Origin of the sequence: Janthinobacterium salmonicoloratum (assembly GCF_051380845.1) — a bacterium.
Classification (GTDB): domain Bacteria; phylum Pseudomonadota; class Gammaproteobacteria; order Burkholderiales; family Burkholderiaceae_D; genus Janthinobacterium; species Janthinobacterium lividum_F.
In genome coordinates this window covers 154,997-177,845 of record NZ_JBNYXV010000008.1, presented here as the reverse complement: position 1 = coordinate 177,845, position 22,849 = coordinate 154,997, and the positions used below count along the sequence as shown (strand labels likewise).

Annotated in this window: 22 protein-coding genes; 20 read left to right on the top strand and 2 right to left on the bottom strand. The window is 60.5% G+C overall.

Features of this window, described 5'->3' with window-relative positions; translation table 11 throughout:
* Positions 1-17: 17 nt before the first annotated feature.
* Positions 18-830 (bottom strand): type I methionyl aminopeptidase, encoded by an 813-nt coding sequence (map, locus tag ACQ4WY_RS26080; protein WP_436506586.1) that lies wholly within the window; start codon positions 828-830, stop codon positions 18-20.
* A gap of 389 nt (positions 831-1,219) precedes the next feature.
* On the opposite strand from map, the gene rpsB reads away from it, so the two are divergent.
* The 17 genes from rpsB to ACQ4WY_RS25995 all read left to right on the top strand — a co-directional run bounded on the left by rpsB (position 1,220) and on the right by ACQ4WY_RS25995 (position 18,119).
* A complete protein-coding gene (gene rpsB, locus ACQ4WY_RS26075; protein WP_071077760.1) occupies positions 1,220-1,972 on the top strand; it encodes a 30S ribosomal protein S2 in 753 nt (250 codons plus the stop codon).
* A gap of 158 nt (positions 1,973-2,130) precedes the next feature.
* The gene (gene tsf, locus ACQ4WY_RS26070; protein ID WP_101480897.1) at positions 2,131-3,042 is read left to right on the top strand and encodes a translation elongation factor Ts; all 912 of its coding nucleotides are present in this window, start codon (positions 2,131-2,133) and stop codon (positions 3,040-3,042) included.
* Between the two features lie 147 nt (positions 3,043-3,189).
* A complete protein-coding gene (pyrH, locus tag ACQ4WY_RS26065; protein ID WP_034752258.1) occupies positions 3,190-3,906 on the top strand; it encodes a UMP kinase in 717 nt (238 codons plus the stop codon).
* Positions 3,907-4,085: 179 nt separating this feature from the next.
* Positions 4,086-4,646 (top strand): ribosome recycling factor, encoded by a 561-nt coding sequence (gene frr / locus ACQ4WY_RS26060; RefSeq protein ID WP_436506585.1) that lies wholly within the window; start codon positions 4,086-4,088, stop codon positions 4,644-4,646.
* A gap of 98 nt (positions 4,647-4,744) precedes the next feature.
* The gene (gene uppS / locus ACQ4WY_RS26055; protein ID WP_436506584.1) at positions 4,745-5,512 is read left to right on the top strand and encodes a polyprenyl diphosphate synthase; all 768 of its coding nucleotides are present in this window, start codon (positions 4,745-4,747) and stop codon (positions 5,510-5,512) included.
* On the top strand, positions 5,512-6,345 hold the full coding sequence (locus tag ACQ4WY_RS26050; RefSeq protein ID WP_436506583.1) for a phosphatidate cytidylyltransferase: 834 nt from the start codon (positions 5,512-5,514) through the stop codon (positions 6,343-6,345). Before uppS ends, ACQ4WY_RS26050 begins: the two co-directional genes overlap by 1 nt.
* Positions 6,346-6,353: 8 nt before the next feature.
* On the top strand, positions 6,354-7,538 hold the full coding sequence (gene ispC, locus ACQ4WY_RS26045) for a 1-deoxy-D-xylulose-5-phosphate reductoisomerase (protein ID WP_436506582.1): 1,185 nt from the start codon (positions 6,354-6,356) through the stop codon (positions 7,536-7,538).
* Positions 7,535-8,896, top strand: coding sequence for an RIP metalloprotease RseP (gene rseP, locus ACQ4WY_RS26040; RefSeq protein WP_436506581.1), 1,362 nt, complete (start codon positions 7,535-7,537; stop codon positions 8,894-8,896). The genes ispC and rseP overlap by 4 nt, the downstream gene beginning before the upstream one ends.
* Before the next feature lie 83 nt (positions 8,897-8,979).
* A complete protein-coding gene (gene bamA / locus ACQ4WY_RS26035) occupies positions 8,980-11,316 on the top strand; it encodes an outer membrane protein assembly factor BamA (RefSeq protein WP_436506580.1) in 2,337 nt (778 codons plus the stop codon).
* A 51-nt stretch (positions 11,317-11,367) separates the two neighbouring features.
* Positions 11,368-11,886, top strand: coding sequence for an OmpH/Skp family outer membrane protein (locus ACQ4WY_RS26030; RefSeq protein ID WP_353657557.1), 519 nt, complete (start codon positions 11,368-11,370; stop codon positions 11,884-11,886).
* Positions 11,887-11,911: 25 nt separating this feature from the next.
* Positions 11,912-12,967 (top strand): UDP-3-O-(3-hydroxymyristoyl)glucosamine N-acyltransferase, encoded by a 1,056-nt coding sequence (gene lpxD / locus ACQ4WY_RS26025; protein WP_353657556.1) that lies wholly within the window; start codon positions 11,912-11,914, stop codon positions 12,965-12,967.
* Entirely contained in the window at positions 12,964-13,458 is a 495-nt protein-coding gene (gene fabZ / locus ACQ4WY_RS26020) for a 3-hydroxyacyl-ACP dehydratase FabZ (RefSeq protein WP_070257388.1), read from the top strand. Before lpxD ends, fabZ begins: the two co-directional genes overlap by 4 nt.
* Positions 13,458-14,249 (top strand): acyl-ACP--UDP-N-acetylglucosamine O-acyltransferase, encoded by a 792-nt coding sequence (gene lpxA / locus ACQ4WY_RS26015; protein ID WP_436506579.1) that lies wholly within the window; start codon positions 13,458-13,460, stop codon positions 14,247-14,249. Before fabZ ends, lpxA begins: the two co-directional genes overlap by 1 nt.
* Positions 14,233-15,417, top strand: a complete 1,185-nt coding sequence (gene lpxB, locus ACQ4WY_RS26010) for a lipid-A-disaccharide synthase (RefSeq protein ID WP_436506578.1) — start codon at positions 14,233-14,235, stop codon at positions 15,415-15,417. The genes lpxA and lpxB overlap by 17 nt, the downstream gene beginning before the upstream one ends.
* A 44-nt stretch (positions 15,418-15,461) precedes the next feature.
* Positions 15,462-16,100, top strand: coding sequence for a ribonuclease HII (gene rnhB / locus ACQ4WY_RS26005; RefSeq protein ID WP_436472847.1), 639 nt, complete (start codon positions 15,462-15,464; stop codon positions 16,098-16,100).
* Entirely contained in the window at positions 16,097-16,882 is a 786-nt protein-coding gene (locus ACQ4WY_RS26000) for a TrmH family RNA methyltransferase (protein WP_353657553.1), read from the top strand. Before rnhB ends, ACQ4WY_RS26000 begins: the two co-directional genes overlap by 4 nt.
* Positions 16,883-16,904: 22 nt before the next feature.
* Entirely contained in the window at positions 16,905-18,119 is a 1,215-nt protein-coding gene (locus ACQ4WY_RS25995; RefSeq protein ID WP_436506577.1) for an aminotransferase class V-fold PLP-dependent enzyme, read from the top strand.
* Positions 18,120-18,163: 44 nt separating this feature from the next.
* Here the strand turns inward: ACQ4WY_RS25995 and ppsR are convergent, their stop codons facing one another.
* The gene (ppsR, locus tag ACQ4WY_RS25990) at positions 18,164-19,012 is read right to left on the bottom strand and encodes a posphoenolpyruvate synthetase regulatory kinase/phosphorylase PpsR (RefSeq protein ID WP_436506576.1); all 849 of its coding nucleotides are present in this window, start codon (positions 19,010-19,012) and stop codon (positions 18,164-18,166) included.
* Between the two features lie 152 nt (positions 19,013-19,164).
* Here ppsR and ppsA point away from each other — a divergent pair, with 152 nt between their 5' ends.
* From ppsA to ACQ4WY_RS25975, 3 genes are all read left to right on the top strand, one after another.
* The gene (gene ppsA / locus ACQ4WY_RS25985) at positions 19,165-21,597 is read left to right on the top strand and encodes a phosphoenolpyruvate synthase (RefSeq protein ID WP_071078407.1); all 2,433 of its coding nucleotides are present in this window, start codon (positions 19,165-19,167) and stop codon (positions 21,595-21,597) included.
* Between the two features lie 141 nt (positions 21,598-21,738).
* Complete coding sequence (locus ACQ4WY_RS25980; protein WP_034752224.1) at positions 21,739-22,236, top strand: Dps family protein; 498 nt, start codon at positions 21,739-21,741, stop codon at positions 22,234-22,236.
* Between the two features lie 185 nt (positions 22,237-22,421).
* Positions 22,422-22,838 (top strand): NfeD family protein, encoded by a 417-nt coding sequence (locus ACQ4WY_RS25975; protein ID WP_436506575.1) that lies wholly within the window; start codon positions 22,422-22,424, stop codon positions 22,836-22,838.
* Positions 22,839-22,849 lie beyond the last annotated feature (11 nt).

Genomic DNA, 22,849 nt, shown 5'->3' with positions numbered 1-22,849 from the left:
ACACTGATTTACACTGATCAGGCTTTATTGCCGATCAAGGCGGGCGGCGGCGGCATGCCGGGCGAGACGGTCAGTACTTCATAGCCCGTTTCCGTCACCAGCACCGTGTGTTCCCATTGCGCCGACAGGCTGCGATCCTTGGTTTTGATGGTCCAGCCATCGTTCATTTCACGGATTTCGCGGCGGCCCGAGTTGATCATCGGTTCGACGGTGAAAATCATGCCCGCTTCCAGGCGTTCCAGGGTGCCAGGTTTGCCGTAATGCAGCACTTGCGGTTCTTCATGAAAGACCTTGCCGATGCCGTGGCCGCAGAATTCGCGCACCACGCTGTAGCCGGCTTTTTCCGCGTGCTGCTGGATGGCGTGGCCGATATCGCCCAGGTGGGCGCCCGGCTTGATCTGGTCTATGCCCAGCCACATGCACTCATAGGTGATTTCCGACAGGCGCTTGGCCAGGATGGTGGGCGTGCCGACGAGGAACATGCGGCTGTTGTCGCCGTGGTAGCCATCCTTGATGACGGTGATGTCGAGGTTGACGGAGTCGCCGCTTTTGAGGACCTTGTCGCCGGGGATGCCATGGCAGATGACGTCGTTGACGGAGGTGCAGATGGCTTTCGGGTAAGGCGTGTAGCCGGGCGGGCAATAGTTCAGCGGGGCAGGGATGGTGCCTTGTACGTTGACCATGTATTCGTGGCACAGACGGTCCAGTTCGCCCGTCGTGACGCCGACCTTGACGAAGGGGGTGATGTAGTCGAGCACTTCGGCGCCGAGTTTGCCGGCAACGCGCATGCCTTCGATGTCGGCGGCGGTATTGATACGGATGGTGGACATGGTGTAATTCGCAATCTGCAAGAATTCGGGTGAAAAGCACAGACGAATCTCAGTGTATGAAGAAAAGTCTGCAAATATGTCGAAATTATAAACGAGGCGCCCTGTATCCGCCGCCTCCATCCTATGGCTGGCAGGTGATTTTTGCGGGAAAACCCATGGCGGATACGCATTGCACCAGTGTGGTGCAATGCTTGCCATCGCTGCGCGCGCGATTTGCGCCGTGGACTTGATGAAATGGGCATTTCGGTGTAGAATCCCGGGTTGCTTGAATTCTCTTTAAAGCAATGCAGTAAAACAGTGTCTTTAATTTATATAAACACGCGAATCCGGTCGACAAGGGTGCCTGTATGGTGACTGATCGGATTCCAGACCCAACCCTGGAGTTAATAATGTCCGTAACAATGCGCGAAATGCTGGAAGCCGGTGTCCACTTTGGTCACCAAACCCGTTTTTGGAATCCAAAAATGGCACCGTTCATCTTCGGCCATCGCAACAAGATCCACATCATCAACCTGGAAAAAACCATGGCGATGTACCAGGACGCAATGAAGCACGTGCGTCAACTGGCTGCAAACCGTGGCACCATCCTGATGGTTGGCACCAAGCGTCAAGCTCGCGAAATCATCGCTGCTGAAGCACAACGCGCTGGCGTGCCTTTCGTTGATCAACGTTGGTTGGGCGGCATGCTGACCAACTTCAAAACGATCAAAACCTCGATCAAGCGTCTGAAGGACATGGAAGTGATGGTCGAAGACGGTTCGATCGAGAAGCTGTCGAAAAAAGAAGCGCTGATGTTCTCCCGCGAAATGATCAAGCTGCAAAAATCGATCGGCGGCATCAAGGACATGGGCGGCATTCCTGACGCAATCTTCGTTGTGGACGTCGGCTACCACAAAGGTGCGATCACCGAAGCAGCTAAACTGGGTATCCCGGTCATCGGCGTTGTCGATACCAACCACTCCCCAGAAGGCGTGAACTTCGTGATCCCAGGTAACGATGACTCGTCGAAAGCCATCATGTTGTACGCTCGCGGTGTTGCTGATGCAATCATCGAAGGCCGTGCAGCTGCCGGTAACGAAGTTGTTGAAATGGTTAAAGCAGCCGCTGGCGACGAATTCGTCGAAGTAAACGAACAGGCTTAATGGCCAGGCTATCGCAAGATAGCCGTTTGTAAGCACAGCAGTAAGGGAAAAGGGGTGGCAGCAGCTCCCCCTTTTTTTTAACAAAAAAACGATAGTGACCGCTGGCGAGGCATGCATGCCCGGCCGCGACTATCTACTCACCGAATCAGGAGAAACACATGGCAGCGATTACAGCAGCGATGGTAGGCGAATTGCGCGGCAAAACCGACGCACCAATGATGGAATGCAAAAAAGCACTGACCGAAGCCGATGGCGACATGGCTCGTGCGGAAGAGATCCTGCGCGTCAAGCTGGGCGGCAAGGCATCGAAAGCATCGGCACGCATCACCGCTGAAGGCGTCGTGGCAACCTACATCGCCAATGGCGTAGGCGCCCTGGTCGAAGTGAACTCGGAAACCGACTTCGTTGCGAAAAACGACGATTTCCTGGCACTGGCCAACAACGCTGCCCGTCTGGTAGCAGAACACAACCCGGCTGATGTCGCTGCCCTGCTGGCCCTGCCACTCGATGGCAAGACCCTGGAAGAAGTGCGCGCTGCCCTGATCGGCAAAATCGGCGAAAACATGACCATCCGCCGCTTCCAGCGTTTCGAAACCAGCAACAAGCTGGCGTCGTACCTGCACGGTTCGCGCATTGGCGTGATCGTCGAATTCGACGGCGCCGATGAGCAAGTCGGTAAAGACGTGGCCATGCACATCGCAGCCATGAAGCCAGTGTCGCTGTCGTCGAACGAAGTTCCGGCGGAACTGATCGAAAAAGAGCGTTCGGTTGCCCAACTGAAAGCCGAAGAAGATGCAGCCAAAGCGGCCGCCGAAGGCAAACCAGCGCAATCGCCGGAAATCCTGGCCAAGCGCCTGGAAGGTTCCGTGCAGAAGTTCCTGAAAGAAGTTTCCCTGCTGAACCAGGCTTTCGTGAAAAACGACAAGCTGTCGGTTGAGCAAATGCTGAAGGCGGCTAACACCAGCGTCAAAGGTTTCGCCATGTACGTAGTGGGCGAGGGCATTGAGAAGAAGCAAGACGACTTCGCAGCAGAAGTCGCAGCACAGATGGCTGCCTCCCAGGGAGCGTAAGTAAAGCGGGCCGAGAGGCCCGTTTTTTTGGCCCGCCCGCACCTGTCGTGCCGGGCGGCGGCATGGGCAGCCCCGCGCGCCTATCCGGCGCTGCAAGGCGCTGCGCCATGTCATACTCGAATAACCTCATTTATGGAGCCCCAGCTCATGTCAAAACCAGCCTACAAGCGCGTCCTCCTCAAGTTGTCCGGCGAAGCCCTGATGGGTGATGATCCCTACGGCATCAACCGCGCCACGATCGAGCGCATGGTGGCCGATGTGGCCGAGGTGGCGAAGTTGGGTGTGGAACTGGCAATCGTGATTGGCGGCGGCAATATCTTCCGCGGCGTCGCGCCCGGCGCGCAAGGCATGGACCGTGCCACCGCCGATTACATGGGCATGCTGGCCACGGTGATGAATGCACTGGCCCTGGCTGATGCCATGCGCCACGTCGGCATTACCGCGCGCGTCATGTCGGCCATCGGCATCGAACAAGTGGTCGAGCCGTACGTCCGCCCGAAAGCCCTGCAATACCTGGAAGAAGGTAAAGTGGTCGTCTTCGCCGCCGGCACCGGTAATCCGTTCTTCACCACCGACACGGCAGCCGCCCTGCGCGGTTCCGAGATCAGCGCCGAGATCGTCCTGAAGGCCACCAAGGTCGACGGCGTCTACACGGCCGATCCGAAGAAGGATCCGAACGCCACCCTGTTCCACACGATTACGTTCGACGACGCCATCGCCAAGCACCTGCAAGTGATGGATGCCACTGCATTCGCCCTGTGCCGCGACCAGAAACTGCCGATCAAGGTGTTTTCGATCACGAAACCAGGCGCCCTCATGCGCGTCATCATGGGCGAAGATGAAGGCACCCTGGTGCACGTATAGAAATAAGGAGCACCGAGAAACCGTCCATGGCTGCGTTGCAGCGCCTCGCCGTACTATTCGTACTGTCGTCGGCGCCGCGCCTTGCCCTGAACGGTTTTCGGCACTCCCGACTGCGCGGGCTTGTTTCCTGAGTCCGGCAAAGTAGAATATTCATTATTATCAAGACAAGGAGTACAGTAATGTCCTTAGCTGACGTTAAAAAGAGCACCCAGGAACGCATGACGAAGTCGCTGGAAACACTGCGGGCCGATTTGGCCAAAGTGCGTACCGGCCGCGCCCATACGGGTATCCTGGACCACGTGATGGTCGATTACTACGGTTCGCCGACGGCGCTGACCCAGGTCGCCAACGTGACCCTGATCGATGCGCGCACCATCGGTGTGCAGCCGTACGAAAAGAAGATGGCCAACACCATCGAAAAAGCCATCCGCGACGCCGACCTGGGCTTGAACCCATCGGCACAGGGCGACCTGATCCGCGTTCCGACGCCGCCGCTGACGGAAGAGCGCCGCAAGGAAATGGTCAAGCTGGTCAAGAGCGAAGCGGAAGACGCGAAGATTGCCGTACGTAACATTCGCCGCGATGCGAACGAGTCGCTGAAGAAACTGGTCAAGGAAAAAGCCTGCTCCGAGGACGATGAGCGCCGCTCGTCGGAAGAAGTGCAGAAGCTGACGGACAAGTTTATTGCCGACATCGACAAGATGGTGATCGACAAAGAAAAAGAAGTGCTGACGGTCTAGTTTTCAGTTTTCTGACGCTGCCCGGGAAAGCATGGCTTTTCCGGGCAGTGCTATTTGGCGCATAATAGCTATCTTTTATTTTTGGTATTCGTGTTTTCATGATCTATTCGAGTTCGACAACAGCAGTACCTGAGGTGGGCACGGTGCCGCGCCATGTGGCAATCATTATGGATGGCAATGGCCGCTGGGCAACCAAGCGCTTCCTGCCCCGCGTGGCTGGCCACGTCAAGGGCGCTGACGCCGTGCGCGGCATCGTCGAGACTTGCCTCGAACGGGGCGTCGAATATCTGACCCTGTTTGCCTTCAGTTCGGAAAACTGGCGCCGCCCGGAAGAAGAGGTGTCGATGCTGATGCGCCTGTTCGTTACCATGCTGGAACGCGAAGTGGTCAAGATGCACGCCAGCGACATCCGCCTGAAGGTGGTGGGCGACCTGTCGCGCTTCAATGGAGAGCTGCAAACCCTGATCGCCAATGCGGAGCGCAAGACGGCGAACAACACGCGCCTGACGGTATCCATCTGCGCCAATTATGGCGGCCGCTGGGACATCATGCAGGCAGTCAACAAAATGACGGCCGAGGCAGCAGCCAATGGCCAGCCCGCCGGACACGCTTACACGGAAGAGCAACTGGCGCCGCACCTGGCCATGGCCTACGCGCCCGAGCCGGACCTGTTCATCCGCACGGGCGGCGAGCAGCGCATTTCCAATTTCCTGCTGTGGCAACTGGCGTACACTGAGCTGTTTTTTACCGAGACTTTCTGGCCCGACTTCAATGACGAGTGCCTCGACGCGGCAATCGCGTCTTACCAGCAGCGCGAACGGCGCTTTGGCCGTACCAGCGCGCAATTAACTGAAAAGACAAACTGATGCTGAAAACACGGATAATCACCGCCCTTGTCTTGTTGGCGGTCTTGCTGCCGGTTCTGTATCTGAATTATTTCCCCGCTTTCGCCGTGATCGCCACGGCGTTCTTCGGCGCCGCCATCTGGGAAAGCTTCCGCATCTTCAAAAATCGCCAGGCGCTCCTGATCGCCGCCATCTGGACTGCCGCCTTCGCTTATACGTTTTTTGTCGGTAACGGCATGGCGCAGCTCAATTTCTGGTTCGCCCTGTGCGTGGCCATCTGGCTGATCCGCTTCGTGCCTTCGCTGGCGACGGGCTTGCCGCCGACCGAAGGCCTGGGCAATACCTTGCTCAGCCTGGTGTACCCGGTGACCATCGTCGGCTGCTTCGTCGCCATCATCGCCCTGTTCCTGCACAGCCCTTTGTACCTGCTATCCGTCATGGCCCTCGTGTGGATCGCCGATATCGGCGCCTATTTCTCGGGCAAGGCTTTCGGCAAGCGCAAGCTGGCGCCAAGTATTTCTCCTGGGAAATCTTGGGAAGGCGCCATCGGCGGTGGCATCGCCGTGCTGCTCATCGCCGCCATCACCATCGTGGCCGCGCCATCACTGCCGGTCTTGCAAGACACCTTTGCCGTGCAGCTGCAATTGCGCCGCGGCTGGCTGTTGGCCTTGCTGGTGTTGCTGCTGATCGTCGCCGCGAGCATTGTCGGCGACCTGTTCGAATCTCAATTGAAGCGCCGCGCCGGCATCAAGGACAGCAGCAACCTGCTGCCTGGCCATGGCGGCGTACTTGACCGTATCGACGCGCTGATCCCGGTCCTGCCATTTGCCGCCCTCGTGGCCAGCTGGCTTTAAGGAAACTCATGCAATACATCACCATCCTTGGCGCGACCGGTTCGATCGGCGTGTCCACCCTGGACGTGCTCGCGCGTCATCCGGAGCAGTACAGCGTGTATGCGCTGAGCGCGCACAGCCGTGTGGCCGAACTGGCCGCCCAGTGCCTGCAGTTCCGTCCCCAGCGCGCCGTCGTCGGCACGGCAGACGCCGCGCTTGAACTGACGCGCTTGCTACGGGGGCAGGGCGTCGAGACGCAAGTCGAGTACGGTGTGGACGCCCTGTGCGCCATCGCCAGCGCGCCGCAGGTGACGGGTGTGATGGCGGCCATCGTCGGCGCGGCCGGCCTGGCGCCCACTCTGGCGGCGGCGCGTGCGGGCAAGAAAGTATTGCTGGCGAACAAGGAAGCGCTCGTCATGTCCGGCCAGTTGTTCATCGATGCCGTGCACGATAACGGTGCCGTGCTGCTGCCGATCGACAGCGAACACAATGCCATCTTCCAATGCATGCCGCACGCCCATGGCCGCGCGCCTGGCGCCGCAGGCGTGGCGAAAATCGTGCTGACGGCGTCAGGCGGCCCCTTCCTCACGCGCGACGTCGAGACGCTCGACACGGTCACGCCGGACCAGGCCTGCAAGCATCCGACCTGGGCCATGGGGCGCAAGATTTCCGTCGATTCGGCCACCATGATGAACAAGGGGCTGGAAGTGATCGAGGCGCACTGGCTGTTCGGTGCGCCAGCGGAGCAGATCGAGGTGCTGATCCACCCGCAAAGCGTGATTCATTCGATGGTGTCGTATATCGACGGCTCCGTGCTGGCCCAGCTGGGTAATCCGGACATGCGCACGCCAATCGCGCATGCGCTGGCCTATCCGCAGCGCATCGCTTCCGGCGTCGCGCAACTGGACCTGGCGCAAGTGGCTACCTTGCAGTTCGAACGTCCCGATTTTCGCCGTTTCCCCTGCCTGGCGCTGGCCTTCGACGCCTTGCGCGCAGGCGGTACGGCGCCGGCCCTGCTGAACGCGGCCAATGAAGTGGCCGTGCAAGCCTTCCTCGACGAGCAGATCGGCTTCCGCCAGATCGACCGCGTCATCGCCCACGTGATCGAGACGGTGCCGCACGGCGCCGCTTCCAGCATCGAGGCCGTGATGGAGCAGGACCGCCTGGCCAGAGTGGCCGCGCAGGCTTACATCGCCCACAGGCTGGCGGCATGACCTTGATTACCACCTTGCTGGCGTTTATCGTCGCGCTGGGCTCGCTGATCACCTTGCACGAGCTGGGCCACTACCTGGTGGCGCGCTGGTGCGGCGTGAAAGTGCTGCGTTTCTCGATCGGTATGGGAAAAGTGGTGTATTCGCGCAAGTTTGGCAAGGACCAGACGGAATGGGCGATTTCCGCGCTGCCGCTGGGCGGCTATGTGAGCATGCTCGACAGCCGCGCGCAAGACCTCAGTGATTTGCCGGAAAGCGAACTGCGGCGCGAATTCACGCGCCAGAGCGTGTGGCGCCGCATCGCCATCGTGGCCGCCGGCCCGCTGGCCAATTTCCTCGTCGCCATCGTGTTGTACGCGGGTCTGTTCATGTACGGCATCGAAGAGCCGTCGAGCAAGCTCGGTCCCGTGGCCGAGCAGACGGCTGCGTATGCGGCCGGTTTGCGCAGCGGCGATACCGTTGAAACGGTGAATGGCAAGGCTGTGGCCAGCTGGTCCGAGCTGCGCTGGGAACTGATCCAGGCCACCCTCGACAAGCAGCCGGCCCGCATCGAAGTGCGCCGGCCCGACCGCGGCCAGCAGGAGGCGACCTTGCCGACGGCCAGCCTGACGGAAACGGACCTGGAAGGCGACGTGCTGGGCAAGCTGGGTCTGACCCTGGCCCGTTCCGCGCCCACCCTGATGGAAATCATGCCCGGTGGCGCCGCCGCGCGCGCCGGCCTGCAGAAAAACGACCAGATCCTGGCCATCGACGAACAGCCCGTGCACGACGTGGCGGCCGTCATCGCCACCCTGAGCCAGGCGCCGGGCCGGACTTTGCAATTGCAACTCTTGCGCCAGGGCCAGGACCTGACCCTGTCGATTACGCCGGAAGCCGTGCCGGGCGCCGGGGCAGAGGGAGCTGTAACAGTTGGTAAGATACAGGCAAAGCTGGGGCAGGTGCCAGATATGATCACCGTGGCCTCCGGACCGTTCTCTGCCGTGGGCAAGGCGTCCGCCAAGGTCTGGGATACCAGTGTCATGAGCTTGAAAATGCTGGGCAAGATGATCACCGGCCAGGTCTCGCTGAAGAATGTGACGGGGCCTATTACCATCGCCGATTACGCGGGCCAGACGGCGCGCATCGGCCTGGTAAGCTACCTGAGCTTCATTGCCTTCATCAGTATCAGTCTGGGCGTGATGAATTTGCTACCCATTCCTGTTCTGGATGGCGGGCATTTGCTGTATTATTCGCTGGAAGTTTTGACCGGACGCCCCTTACCGGAGCGCGTAGGCGAGATTGCCCAGCGCCTGGGGATCGGTTTGTTGCTGACCTTGATGGTGCTTGCCGTCTTTAATGACGTATTGCGATTGCTGAATTAGGGCGCTGGTTGATGCCATTGCGTGAGTCGCACAAGCAATCTTTTGTGTATGTTGTCCATTGATTTACCCATTGAATAACCCCAATGAAATTACATTCTGCTCGTTTTGCCTTGCCTTCCTTTCGTCGCAGCCTGATCGGCGCCGCCGTCATGGCCTTCTGTTCCGGCCACGCGCTGGCCGTCCAGCCATTTACTGTCAAGGACATCCGGGTCGAAGGGATCCAGCGTACCGAAGCGGGCACCGTCTTTGCCTACCTGCCGGTGCGGGTCGGCGAAACGTTCTCCGACGAGAAGAGCGTTGCCGCCATCAAGGCCCTGTATGCGACGGGCATGTTCAAGGATGTGCGCCTGGAAGCCGATGGCGACGTGCTGGTGGTGCTGGTCGAGGAACGCCCGGCCATCGCGACCGTGCAATTTACGGGTACCAAGGAATTTGAAAAGGATGTGCTGGTCAAGGCATTGAAGGAAATCGGCGTGGGTGAAGCCAAGATTTTCGACAAGGCATCCGTTGACCGCGCGGAACAGGAACTCAAGCGCCAGTACCTGTCGCATGGCCTGTACGGCGTGAAGATCACCACCACCGTCACGCCGATCGAGCGCAACCGCGTCAACGTGGTGTTCGCCGTCGACGAGGGCGATGTGGCCCGCATCAAGCAGATCAACATCGTCGGCAACAAGGCTTTCACCGACAAAGAACTGCGCGAACAGCTGGCCCTGAACACGGGCGGCTGGTTCAGCTGGTACACCAAGGCCGATCAATATTCGAAGACCAAGCTGACGGGCGACATCGAGGCGCTCAAGTCCTACTACCTGGACCGCGGCTATATCGAGATGCAGGTCGACTCGACGCAAGTGTCGATCACGCCCGATAAAAAAGACATTTACCTGACGATCAATATCACCGAAGGTGAAAAGTACAAGATCGCCGGCACCAAGTTCGAAGGCGAGATGTTTGGCCGCGAAGAAGAGCTGAAAGCCCTGAACCTGATGCGCGAAGGCGAAATCTATTCGGGCGCGCGCCTGACGGCGACGAACAAGCGCATCCAGGACCGCCTGGCCACGTTCGGCTATGCCTTTGCCAACGTCAACGCCAATCCGGAAATCAACCGTGAAAAGCATGAAGTCGGTTTCACCTTCTTCATCGATCCGGGCAAGCGCGTGTACGTGCGCCACATGAATATCGCCGGCAATACCACCACGCGCGATGAAGTCATCCGCCGCGAATTCCGCCAGTTTGAATCGTCCTGGTATGACAGCAACAAGATCAAGCTGTCGCGCGACCGTGTCGACCGCCTGGGCTACTTCAAGGATGTGACCATCGACACGCCGGAAGCGCAGGGCACGACCGACCAGGTCGACGTCAACGTGACGGTGGTGGAAAAACCAACGGGTAACTTCCTGATCGGCGGCGCCTTCTCGCAATCGGAGAAGTTCACCCTGTCGGCGTCGATTTCGCAGGCCAACTTTGCCGGTAGCGGCAACACGGTCGGCATTGAGCTCAATACCAGCCATTACAGCCGCACGATCGCGTTTTCGCAAACCAATCCGTACTACACGGACGACGGCATTTCGCGCAGCTTTGAAGTCTATCTGCGTACGACTGAACCGCCGGCGCTGAACATCGGCAGCTACAAGATCAAGCAAACCGGTGGCCGCGTCAGTTTCGGCGTGCCGTTCTCGGAAGTCGACACCGTCTTCTTCGGTATCGGCGCCGAGCGTTCGCGCATCGAGACCGACATCACCAGCCCGATCCGCTTCAAGCAGTACGTGATCGACAATGGCGGCCCGTCTGACGGCATCGGTTCGGCTACCACCAATTCCATCCCGCTGACGGCGGCATGGCAGCGCGACAGCCGCGACAGCGCGCTGACGCCATCGATCGGCCGCTACCAGCGCGTCAATCTGGAGGCTGACCTGATCGGCGACCAGAAGTACTTCCGTGCCATCTATGAGCACCAGTATTTCCGTCCGCTGTTCAGCAAGGTTACCCTGGCTCTGAAGGGCGAGATTGATTATGGCCACGGCATCGGCAAGCACGTGTATCCGGTCTTCAAGAACTTCTACGGCGGCGGCATCGGTTCGGTACGCGGCTACCTGAGTTCCTCGCTGGGCGCGGTCGAACCGAGCACCAACGATGCCTTGGGCGGCGCTTCGCGCCTGATCGGTAACGCGGAACTGCAGATGCCATTCCCCGGTTCGGGCAATGACCGCAGCCTGCGTTGGTTCGGTTTCCTTGACGGCGGCCAGGTCTACCAGGAAGGCGAAAAAATGCGGATTTCGCAATTGCGCTATTCTGCTGGCTTGGGCATCAGCTGGATTTCACCGGTGGGCCCGCTCAAGCTGAGCTATGCCAAGCCGCTTAACGCCAAGCCGACGGACCGCCTGGAGCGCTTCCAGTTCCAGATGGGTACCGGTTTCTAACCGGCCATCTGAATCGGGACGACAGCTTTTACTTTTTGACCATGGAGTATCATGAATACCGCATCCGCCACCCTGCCCAAGTCCCTTGCCATGATTGCATTGTGCTGGAGTTCGCTGTTGCCGGTGCAGGCGCAGGCTCAGGATTCGAAGATCGCCTGGATCAGCAGCGAACGTATTTATAACGAATCGAAGCTGGCCAAAGCGGCCAGCGCCAAACTGGCCGAAGAGTTCCGCTCGCGTGAAAAAGCCGTGCAGGAACTGGCCAGCCGCTTCAAGGTCGCCAACGAAGCCCTGGAAAAGGACATGCCGACCCTGAGCGAGGCGGAGCGCGCCAAGCGCCAGCGCGAGTTTTTCGAGCTGGACAAGGAATTGCAGCGCCGCCAGCGCGAGTTCCGCGAAGACTTGAGCCAGCGCACGAACGAAGAGCGCAGCGCCATCGCGGAAAAAGCCAACACCATCATCCAGCAGATGGCGCATATCGAAGGATATGACATCGTGCTGCAGGAAGCCCTGTGGGCCAGCCCACGCATCGACATTACCGACAAGGTCTTGAAGGCGCTGGACAAGTAACAGCAATAAAATAAGGGTTAAATAGATGGGCACTCGACTAGGAGATTTGGTCGAACGCTTCGGCGGGCAATTGGCGGGCGATCCCAACCTGGAAGTCACAGGCATCGCACCGCTGGCCGACGCCGGCGCTTCGCACATCAGCTTTCTCAGCAATAGCAAGTTCCGCGCGCAGGCCGCCCAGAGCGGCGCTGCGGCACTGATCCTCACGCCAGCCGACGATGCGCTGATCGGCGACGACTACGCCGGCGCGCGCATCGTTACACCGAATCCCTATGTGTATTTCGCGCGCGCGGCGCAGTATTTCGCCGCCCTGCATGAGATCAAGGCCCCGATCGGCATACATCCGGGCGCCTTTGTCGACGCCAGCGCGCAAGTTGACGCAAGCGCCTCCGTCGGCGTGCATGCGGTGATCGAAGCGGGCGCCGTGATTGGCCCTGGCTGCGTGATCGGTGCCGGCTGCGTGGTGGGGCGCGACGCCGTCATCGGCGCAGGCACCCAGCTGTTCGCCAACGTGACGTTCCACGCGCGCTGCGTGATCGGCCAGCGCGGCATCATCCATTCGGGCGCCGTGATCGGCACCGATGGATTCGGCTTCGCCAACGAAGGCGGCGTGTATATCAAGATTCCGCAGACGGGCAGGGTGGTGATCGGTGACGATGTCGATATCGGCGCCAACACCACCATCGACCGTGGCGCACTGGCCGACACCATCATTGAAGATGGCGTCAAGCTCGATAACCAGATCCAGATCGGCCATAACTGCCACATCGGCGCACACACGGCCATGGCCGGCTGCGTCGGGGTGGCCGGCAGCGCCATCATCGGCAAGTACTGTACCTTTGGCGGCGCCGCCATGGTGCTGGGGCACCTGACCATTGCCGACCGCGTCCACGTGGGCTCGGGCAGCATGGTCTCGCGGTCGATTCTCGAAGCGGGCCAGTACACGGGTTTTTATCCGCTGGCCAAGAACGCCGACTGGGAAAAGAGCGCCGCCATCGTGCGCAACCTGTCAAGCATGCGCGAGAAGATCCGCGCGCTTGAAAAAACAATTAAAACACTGACCACGCAAGACGAAAAATGACTACTGAAAAAAAGACCCTCGACATCCTCGCCATCAAATCGCTGCTGCCGCACCGTTACCCGCTGCTGCTGGTTGACCGCGTGCTGGACTGGGAAGCGAATAAAACCATCACCGCCATCAAGAACGTGACGGTCAATGAAGAGTTCTTCCAGGGGCATTTCCCGCACAAACCGGTCATGCCCGGCGTGCTGATGATCGAAGCGCTGGCGCAGACGGCGGCCTTGCTGTCGTTCCTGACGATGGGCGTGAAACCGGACGAAAATTCGGTGGTGTACTTTGTCGGCATCGACAATGCGCGCTTCAAGCGTCCTGTCGAACCGGGCGACCAGCTGAAGATGGATGTGGAAATCCTGCGCGTCTCGCGCGGCATCTGGAAATACAAGGCCGTCGGTACGGTCGACGGCAAGCTGGCGGTGGAAGCGGAACTGATGTGCACCATCCGCAGCGCGCAGGATGCGAGCCAGTCTGCGAGTCAGCCAGCGGGGCAGTAATGGCGGCCATCCACTCCACGGCAGTCATCGATCCGAAGGCCGAGCTCGATAGCTCGGTCGAAGTGGGCCCGTACACCATCATCGGTCCGCACGTGCGCATCGGCGCTGGCACCAAGGTGGGCCCGCACGTGGTCATTGACGGCCATACGACGATCGGCAGCGACAATCACCTGTTCCAGTTTTCCTCCATCGGCGCACAGCCGCAGGATAAAAAATGGGCGGGCGAGGCGACGCGTCTGGAAATCGGCGACCGTAACACCATTCGCGAATTTTGCACCTTCAACACGGGAACCGTGCAGGGTGGCGGCGTGACGCGCCTGGGCGACGACAACTGGATCTCGGCGTATGTGCACCTGGCGCACGACTGCCTGGTCGGCAACAACACGATCTTTTCGAACAACGCCCAACTGGCGGGCCACGTGGAGATCGGCGACTGGGTCATCATGAGCGGTTTCGCCAATGTGCACCAGTTCTGCAAGATCGGCGCGCATGCCTTTGTCGGCATGAGCACCAGCCTGACGCAGGACGTGCCGCCTTTCGTGCTCCTGAACGGCAATCCGGCGCAGGCGCATGGCGTCAATATCGAGGGCTTGAAACGCCGCGGCTTTACGCGCGAGCAGATCAACGGCGTCCGCACCGCGTATAAACTCATCTATCGCTCCGGACTGACCCTGGAAGAATCCAAGGCAGCCCTGTTCGAAGAAGAAGCGGCGTCGTCGCCCGAGGTGGCGCAACACATTCGCGCCATGCGTGAATTCTTGGGCGTGGCGTCGCGTGGCATCGTCCGCTGACCAGGCCAGCGGCCTGTCGGTCGCCAATGTCGCCATCGTCGCCGGCGAGGTGTCGGGCGACCTGCTGGCCAGCCGGCTGCTGTCCGGCCTCGTGCCGCAGTTGCCCGGCGCCCGCTTCCACGGCATCGGCGGCGAGCACATGGCCAAACAGGGCTTTGTTTCCGACTGGCCGCTCGACAAACTGACCGTGCGCGGCCTGTTCGAGATCATTCCCCGCTACCGCGAGATCAAGGGCATCCAGAACGCGCTGCGCGACCAGTTGCTGGCGGAGCGTCCCGCCGTCTTCATCGGTGCCGACTACCCGGGTTTTAACCTGGGGCTGGAGCAGCAGCTGAAGGAAGGCGGCATCCCCACCGTGCATTACATCGGGCCGCAGATCTGGGCCTGGCGCGGTGGCCGCATCAAGAAAATCATCAAGGCCGTCTCGCACATGCTGGTGATCTTCCCGTTCGAGGAAGAGATCTACCGCAAGGCGGGCGTACCCGTCACCTATGTCGGCCATCCGCTGGCCGAAATGATTCCCCTGCAGCCTGACGAAGCGGCCGCGCGCCGTGTCCTGGGCTTGCCGGAAGACGCGAATGTCGTGACACTGATGCCGGGCAGCCGCATGGGCGAACTCAAATACAATACGGTGGCATTTGTCGGCGCCTGCAAGCTGCTGCTGGCGCGCGACCGTTCCTTGCGCTTTGTCGCGCCCATGGCCGGCGAAAAGCAGCGCCAGTACTTCCTGCAATTGATAGCGGAAGCGGGCTTGCAGGACGTCGAGATACTGCTGACCGATGGCGGCTCGCACACGGCCATCTGCGCCGCCGATGCGGTGCTGGTGGCGTCCGGCACAGCGTCGCTGGAAGTGGCGCTGTACAAGAAGCCCATGGTCATCGCCTACAAGATGATGCGCGCGTCATGGGAAATCATGCGCCACATGGGCTATCAGCCGTGGATTGGTTTGCCAAACATCCTGGCGCGCGACTACTTGGTGCCCGAGCTGCTGCAAAACGCGGCCAGCCCGGAAGCGCTGGCCGAGGCCATGTGGCAGCAGCTGAGCGACGTGCCGGGCCGTCTGCGCCTGGTGCAGCGCTTTGCGGACATGCACCACAGCCTGCTGCGCGACAGCGCGCGAGAGAGCGCCAACGCCGTCATGCAAGTCATCGCCAGCAACCGGAAATAAATCCCGATCACCGCTTCAACCGCAGTACCAACCAAAGATTCAACGTGAAAAATATCTATCCCGGCCTGTTTGACGACTTGCCATTCTCGCTCGATGAAATCATCTGCGGCGTCGACGAGGCAGGCCGCGGTCCGCTGGCCGGCCCCGTGTTCGCCGCCGCCGTGATTCTCGACCCGCAGCAGCCGATCGACGGCTTGCGCGATTCGAAAAAACTCACCGAAGCCAAGCGCGACCTGCTGGCGCCGCAGATCAAGGCCAAGGCCCTGGCCTGGGCCATCGCCGAAGCGTCGGAAGAGGAAATCGACCGCCTGAACATTTTGCAGGCGTCGATGCTGGCCATGCGCCGCGCCGTCGAGGCTTTGGCCACCGTGCCGACCCTGGCCCTGATCGACGGCAATCGCTGCCCCGTGATGCCGATACGCGGCATGGCCATCATCGGCGGCGATGACAAGGTCGATTCGATTTCCGCCGCCTCGATCCTGGCCAAGACGGCGCGCGACGCGGCCCTGGTGCACCTGCATGCGGCGTATCCCGAGTACTGTTTCGACCAGCACAAGGGCTATGGCACCAAATTGCACCTGGAGCGCTTGCACTTGCACGGCGCCTCGCCCGTGCACCGCCGCTCGTTCGCGCCCGTGCGCAACGTGATCGCCCTGTTCGGTGGACAAGAGGTGGTGGCATGAAGACGATTACCTCGCGCGACAACGCGCAATACAAGGATTTGCTGAAACTGGCGGGCAGTTCGCAGGCGCGCCGCAAGTCGGGCCGTACCCTGCTCGACGGCGTGCATCTGTGCCAGTCCTACTTGCAGCTGCGCGGCATGCCGGAGCAGTGCATCGTCAGCGAAAGCGCCTTGCAGAACCCGGAAGTGGCGGACATCGTCGGCCAGCTGGAAAGCCAGCGCGCGCATGTACTGGGCTTGCCCGATGCGCTGTACCACGCGGTTAGCCAGGTCGAACACGGCGTGGGCGTGATGTTCCTCATCGAGATGCCGGAGCGGACCGTGACGCAGCCCCTGAGCGTGTCGGCCGTGCTGCTCGATAACCTGCAAGACCCGGGCAATGTGGGCTCCATTCTGCGCAGCGCGGCCGCCGCGGGCATCACGCAGGTGTACTGCAGCGCCGGCACGGCCTTCTGCTGGTCGCCGAAGGTGCTGCGCGCGGCGATGGGCGCGCACTTCGTGCTCGACATCTTTGAAAACGTCGACCTGGCGGCGCTTGTTTCCGGCGCCAAGGTGGCGACACTCGCCACCAGCGGCTACGCCACGAAGCAGCTGTACGACGTCGACCTGCGCCAGCCCGTCGCCTGGCTGTTCGGCCATGAAGGGCAGGGCGTGGCCGACGATCTGCTGTCGATGGCGACGCACCAGGTGGTCATTCCCCATCTGGGCCAGATCGAATCGCTGAACGTGGCCGCCTGCGCCGCCGTCTGCTTTTTCGAGCAGCTGCGCCAGGGCCAGTCCTGACACCTTCCAACCAAAGCCCGCCATGCCGGATCATCCAGTTCTGCCTTTGCTCGCCGACGGTGCCGCACGTGACGAGGCCTGGTGGCGCCAAGCCGCTGCCTTTTATCCCGCGCCGCCGGACGCCATCGTCAATCTCGAGCATGGCTATTTCGGCGCGATGGCTGCGCCCGTGCAAGCGGCCTTCGAGCAGGCCGTGCGCTACACGAATGAACAGCTGAGTCCTTTCGTGCGCGGCGAGTTCACGCGCACGCATGTGGATATCCTGCGCCAGCGCGTTGCCGCGCTGATCCAGGCGGAGCCGCACGAGATCCTGCTGACCCGCAGCGGCACCGAGTCCATGCAGGTGCTGATCACGCAATATCACTGCCTGGCGCCCGGTGATACGGTGCTGTGGAGTAATCTCGACTATCCGGCCATGCGAATGGCCATGCGCTGGCTGGCACAGCGCCGTGGCGTCACCAGCACGCAAGTCACATTGCGCTTGCCCATCAGCGATGACGAGATCATCGCCAGTTACGCGCAAGCCATGCGCCAGGCAGTCAAGCCCAAATTGCTGCTGCTGTCGCAGGTGGCGCCAGCCAACGGCCAGCAAATGCCGGTGAAGGACATCATGGCGCTGGCGCGCGAACACGGCATCGACGTGCTGCTCGACAGCGCCCATGCGCTGGGGCAGGTCGACGTGGACGTGCAGGCCATGGGCGTGGATTTCGCCGGTTTCAATCTGCACAAATGGCTGGGAGCGCCGGCCGGACTCGGTGTCGTGTATATCCGCGCATCGCAGTTGCACAAGATCGAGCCGCATTTTGGCGACGATGATTATCCGCTTGACGATATCCGCGGCCGTCTGCACATGGGCATGCCGCCAATCGCCGCTATCCTGGCCGCGCCTGCCGCGTTTGACTTTCATGAGCGCTTGGGCGGCACGCCGGCCAAGATGGAGCGCCTGGCGTGGCTGCGCAATTGCTGGGTCAGCCGCGCCGCGCAACTGCCCGGCGTGCGCCTGCTGTCGCCGCAGGACGCAAAGCGCGGCACGGCGCTGGTGGCCTTTGCCGTCGATGGCATGAGCGCGCGCCAGCTGCAGCACGCCTTGCTGCAGCGCTTTGGCGTATTTACCGTGCAGCGCAATATCGGCGATACCGATATCGTGCGCGCCACGGTGGCCGTCACGACGCAGACCAGCGAACTTGATCAACTGGTCGCCGCGCTGACGGTGCTGTCCAGCGAAACGAACACCTGACAAAACCGTAGCGAGCGGACGCGCAGCAGGTTTGGTCAGGTGTTCTAGTAATCGCGGCGGTTCGGCTTAATCTCTTGCAAGATCGTCGTGGAGATCTCTTCGATTGACTTGGTGGTCGAGGAGAGCCAGCGAATACCTTCGCGTTTCATCATTTTTTCCGCTTCGTTGACCTCGTACCGGCAATTTTCGATGGCTGCATACTTGCTTCCAGCGCGTCTTTCGTTGCGTATTTCCGACAAACGTTCGGGCGTAATGCTTAATCCGAAAATTTTATTCTTAAATTCCAGCAGGGCCGATGGCAGCTTGTCGCGCTCGAAATCGTCGGGAATCAGCGGATAATTGGCCGCCTTGATACCGTATTGCATGGCCAGATACAGGCTGGTCGGGGTCTTGCCAGAGCGCGAAACACCCACCAGAATGACATCGGCCGAGGACAGGTTCTTGTGCGACTGGCCATCGTCGTGCGCCAGTGAATAGTTGATCGCCTCGATGCGGTTCTTGTATTCCTCGCTGTCGACGATGTTGTGCGAGCGGCCGATGGTATGGGTCGACATCACGCCCAGTTCCTGCTCCAGCGGCGCGACAAAGGTCTGGATCAGGTCCATGTGCATGCCGCTGGACTTGCGGATCACGGCCGACAGGTCGTTCTTTACGAGGGTGGAGAAAATGATCGGGCGCTGTCCGTCGGTGGCGAAGGCTTCGTTGATCTTGCGCGCCGCCTCGTAGGCCTTGTCCATGGTGTCGATGAAGGGCAGGCGGATCTGGCGGAAGCGCAGATCGAACTGCGTCAGCACCGAGTGACCGAACGTCTCGGCGGTGATACCGGTGCCGTCGGAAACGAAGAAGACGGTGCGGGCCGCGGAGGGCAGAGGAGGGCGTGGTTCTTGTGTCATGGGTTTTCGGATCAAGATTGTGCGTCGTCAATTTGCGCCGCACAAGGTAAAATGGCTGCAACGGTATGATTGTGCTGCACGACGCCAAGAATAACAAGAAGACTGTCTGTGCGCCGCGCGTAAAGATTTCTATCATCAGTAAGGGTGTCATTATGACCAACGCAGTATCGCAACAGCAGGAAGACAAGGACGCGGTGTATGTTGCCTCGTTCGAGCATTTGCGCATGACGGATGTCGAATCCGTCGGCGGCAAGAACGCCTCCCTGGGCGAAATGATCAGCCAACTGGCGGAAGCCGGCGTGCGCGTGCCCGGTGGCTTTGCCACCACGGCGCAGGCCTTCCGCGATTTCCTGTCGTATAGCGCCAATGGCGGCTTGCCGCTGGCCGAACGCATCGCCCAGCGCCTCGAAGGGCTGAACATCGATGACGTGCGCTCGCTGGCGCAAGCCGGTGCCGAGATTCGTCAGTGGATCGTGGAAACGCCATTCCAGCCACGCCTGGCCGCCGAAATCGACCAGTTCTATGCCAAGCTGGTGGCCGATTCCGATACCGAAATGTCGTTTGCCGTGCGCTCTTCGGCCACGGCGGAAGACTTGCCGGACGCGTCTTTTGCTGGTCAGCAAGAAACCTTCCTGAACGTGGTCGGCATCGACAACGTGCTCGACGCCATGAAGCAGGTGTTCGCGTCGCTGTACAACGACCGCGCCATCTCGTACCGCGTGCACAAGGGCTTTACGCACGCTGAAGTGGCCTTGTCGGCAGGCGTGCAGCGCATGGTGCGTTCCGACCTGGGCGCGGCCGGCGTAATGTTCACCATCGATACCGAGTCGGGCTTCAAGGACGTGGTCTTCGTCACCTCCAGCTATGGCCTGGGCGAAACCGTGGTGCAGGGCGCCGTCAATCCCGACGAATTCTATGTGCACAAGCCGATGCTGGAAAAAGGCAAGTCGCCTGTGATTCGCCGCAATATCGGCTCGAAGCTGCTGAAGATGGAATTTACGAACGAAGCGAAAGCTGGCCGCTCCGTGAAAACCGTCGACGTGCCCGTCGAAATGCGCAACCGCTACTCGCTGAACGATAGCGAAGTGGTGGAACTGGCCAAATACGCCGTCATCATCGAGAACCACTACGGCCGTCCGATGGACATCGAGTGGGGCAAGGATGGCCGCGACGGCAAGCTGTACATCCTGCAGGCGCGTCCTGAAACCGTCAAGTCGCAGCAAAAGGCGACCGACGTGCAAGAGCGTTTCAAGCTGAAAAGCACGGGCACCGTGCTGACGTCGGGCCGCGCCATCGGCCAGAAGATCGGTGCCGGCCCCGTGCGCGTGATTCACGACCCGGCCGACATGGAAAGAGTCCAGCCAGGCGACGTGCTCGTTGCCGACATGACGGATCCGAACTGGGAACCGGTCATGAAGCGCGCTTCGGCCATCGTCACCAACCGTGGCGGTCGTACTTGCCACGCTGCGATTATTGCGCGTGAACTGGGCGTGCCTGCCGTCGTCGGCTGCGGCAATGCCACCGACGTGCTGAAAGACGGCACGTTTGTCACCGTGGTGTGCTCCGAAGGCGACGAAGGCAAGATTTACGACGGCTTGCTGGAAACGGAAGTATCGGAAGTATCGCGCGGCGAATTGCCGAAGCTCGACACCAAGATCATGCTCAACGTGGGCAACCCGCAACTGGCGTTCGACTTCCAGTCCGTGCCGAATGCGGGCGTGGGCCTGGCGCGTCTGGAATTCATCATCAATAACAACATTGGTGTGCATCCGCGCGCGATCCTGGAATACCCGAACATCGACGCCGACTTGAAAAAGGCCGTGGAATCGGTGGCGCGTGGCCATGCATCGCCAAAAGCGTTCTACATCGACAAGCTGGCCGAAGGTATCGCCACCATCGCCGCCGCGTTCTGGCCGAAAAAAGTCATCGTGCGCCTGTCCGACTTCAAGTCGAACGAGTACAAAAAGCTGATCGGCGGTTCGCGCTACGAGCCGGACGAGGAAAACCCGATGCTGGGCTTCCGCGGCGCGGCGCGCTACCTGTCTGCCGACTTCTCCGAAGCGTTCAACATGGAATGCGAAGCGATGAAGCGCGTGCGCAACGACATGGGCCTGACGAACGTGGAAATCATGGTGCCATTCGTGCGCACCCTGGGCCAGGCCGAGAAAGTCATCGACCTGCTGGCGAAAAACGGCTTGAAGCGCGGCGAGAACGACCTGCGCGTCATCATGATGTGCGAAGTGCCGTCGAACGCCATCCTGGCCGACCAGTTCCTCGACCATTTCGACGGCTTCTCGATCGGTTCGAACGACCTGACCCAGCTGACCCTGGGCCTGGACCGCGATTCCGGCATGGAATTGCTGGCCGCCGACTTCGACGAGCGCGACCCTGCCGTGAAGGCGCTGCTGTCGCTGGCCATCAAGGCTTGCCTGGCACGCGGCAAGTACATCGGCATCTGCGGCCAGGGTCCTTCCGACCATCCTGACTTCGCCGTCTGGCTGATGGAGCAGGGCATCGAATCGATGTCCCTGAATCCGGATTCGGTGATCGACACCTGGCAAAAGCTCGCTGCGCTGAAAGCGTAAGCATCTGCCCTCTGAAAACCCGCTGCCGCTTACCTGGCAGCGGGTTTTTTTACGCCTGCCATGCGGCGCACGGCAGTATCCGATGGGCTTGCGCCAGATCAGCTAAAATGATTCTACCAATACATTGAAACGGGAGTTCTCATGGCAAGCAAGAAACCGAGCAAAGTGGCAAAGATCGACATCGGCATTTCCGAGGCGGACCGCGCGAAGATCGCGGAAGGCTTGTCCGGCCTGCTGGCCGACAGCTACACCTTGTACCTGATGACCCATAATTTTCACTGGAACGTCAAGGGGCCGATGTTCAACACCCTGCACCTGATGTTCATGACGCAATACACGGAACAGTGGGCCGCGCTGGACCTGATCGCCGAGCGCATTCGCGCCCTCGGCTATCCGGCGCCGGGCACCTACAAGGAATTCGTCAAGCTGGCTTCGATCAAGGAAATCGACGGCGTGCCGCCGGCGCTGGACATGGTCAGCCATCTGGTGTCGGCACAGGAAGCGACCGCGCGCACGGCGCGCCGCTTGTTCCCGCTGCTGGAAAAAGCCAATGACCAGCCGACGGCCGACCTGATCACGCAGCGCCTGGATTTGCATGAAAAGACGGCGTGGATGTTGCGCAGCCTGCTGGAAGAGTAAAAGAGTAAATGCCTTTCCGCCGGCGCTAATTCGCCTCTGGCTATTGACGTCATCAGGAATTGCGTTAGACTGCTTGTATATAGGTGTTTGGCAAGAATAATATCAGGCAGTAATACGCATTAAACCCCGTCGCTTATATAGGCCGCGGGGTTTTTTATTTTCGGATACGCAAAGATGGAGGCATCATGGCTGAATGGGTAGGCTGGTTTGTGGCGGCTGGCGCGGTATTGATCCTGGAGCTGTTTACGGGCACGTTCTATTTGCTGATGATCGCCATCGGCATCAGTGCCGGAGGACTGGTGGCGCTGGCGGGTGGTAATGGCGGCTGGCAAGCCCTGACGGCCGCCATTGTCGGCGTGGTGGCCACCCTGTTATTGCGGCGCAGCCGCTTTGGCAAGGCGGCGCGGCGCGATGCGTCGCAGGATCCGAATGTGAATCTCGATATTGGCCAAAGCGTGGTGGTCGCGCATTGGGTCGATGGCGCGGCGCGCGTCATGTACCGCGGCGCCTTGTGGGATGTGGAGCTGATTCCCGGCAGCGATGCGCAGGCCGGTCATTACACCATACGTGCCGTGCGTGGCAGTCGTTTGATCGTTGGATAACCTGGAGAGTA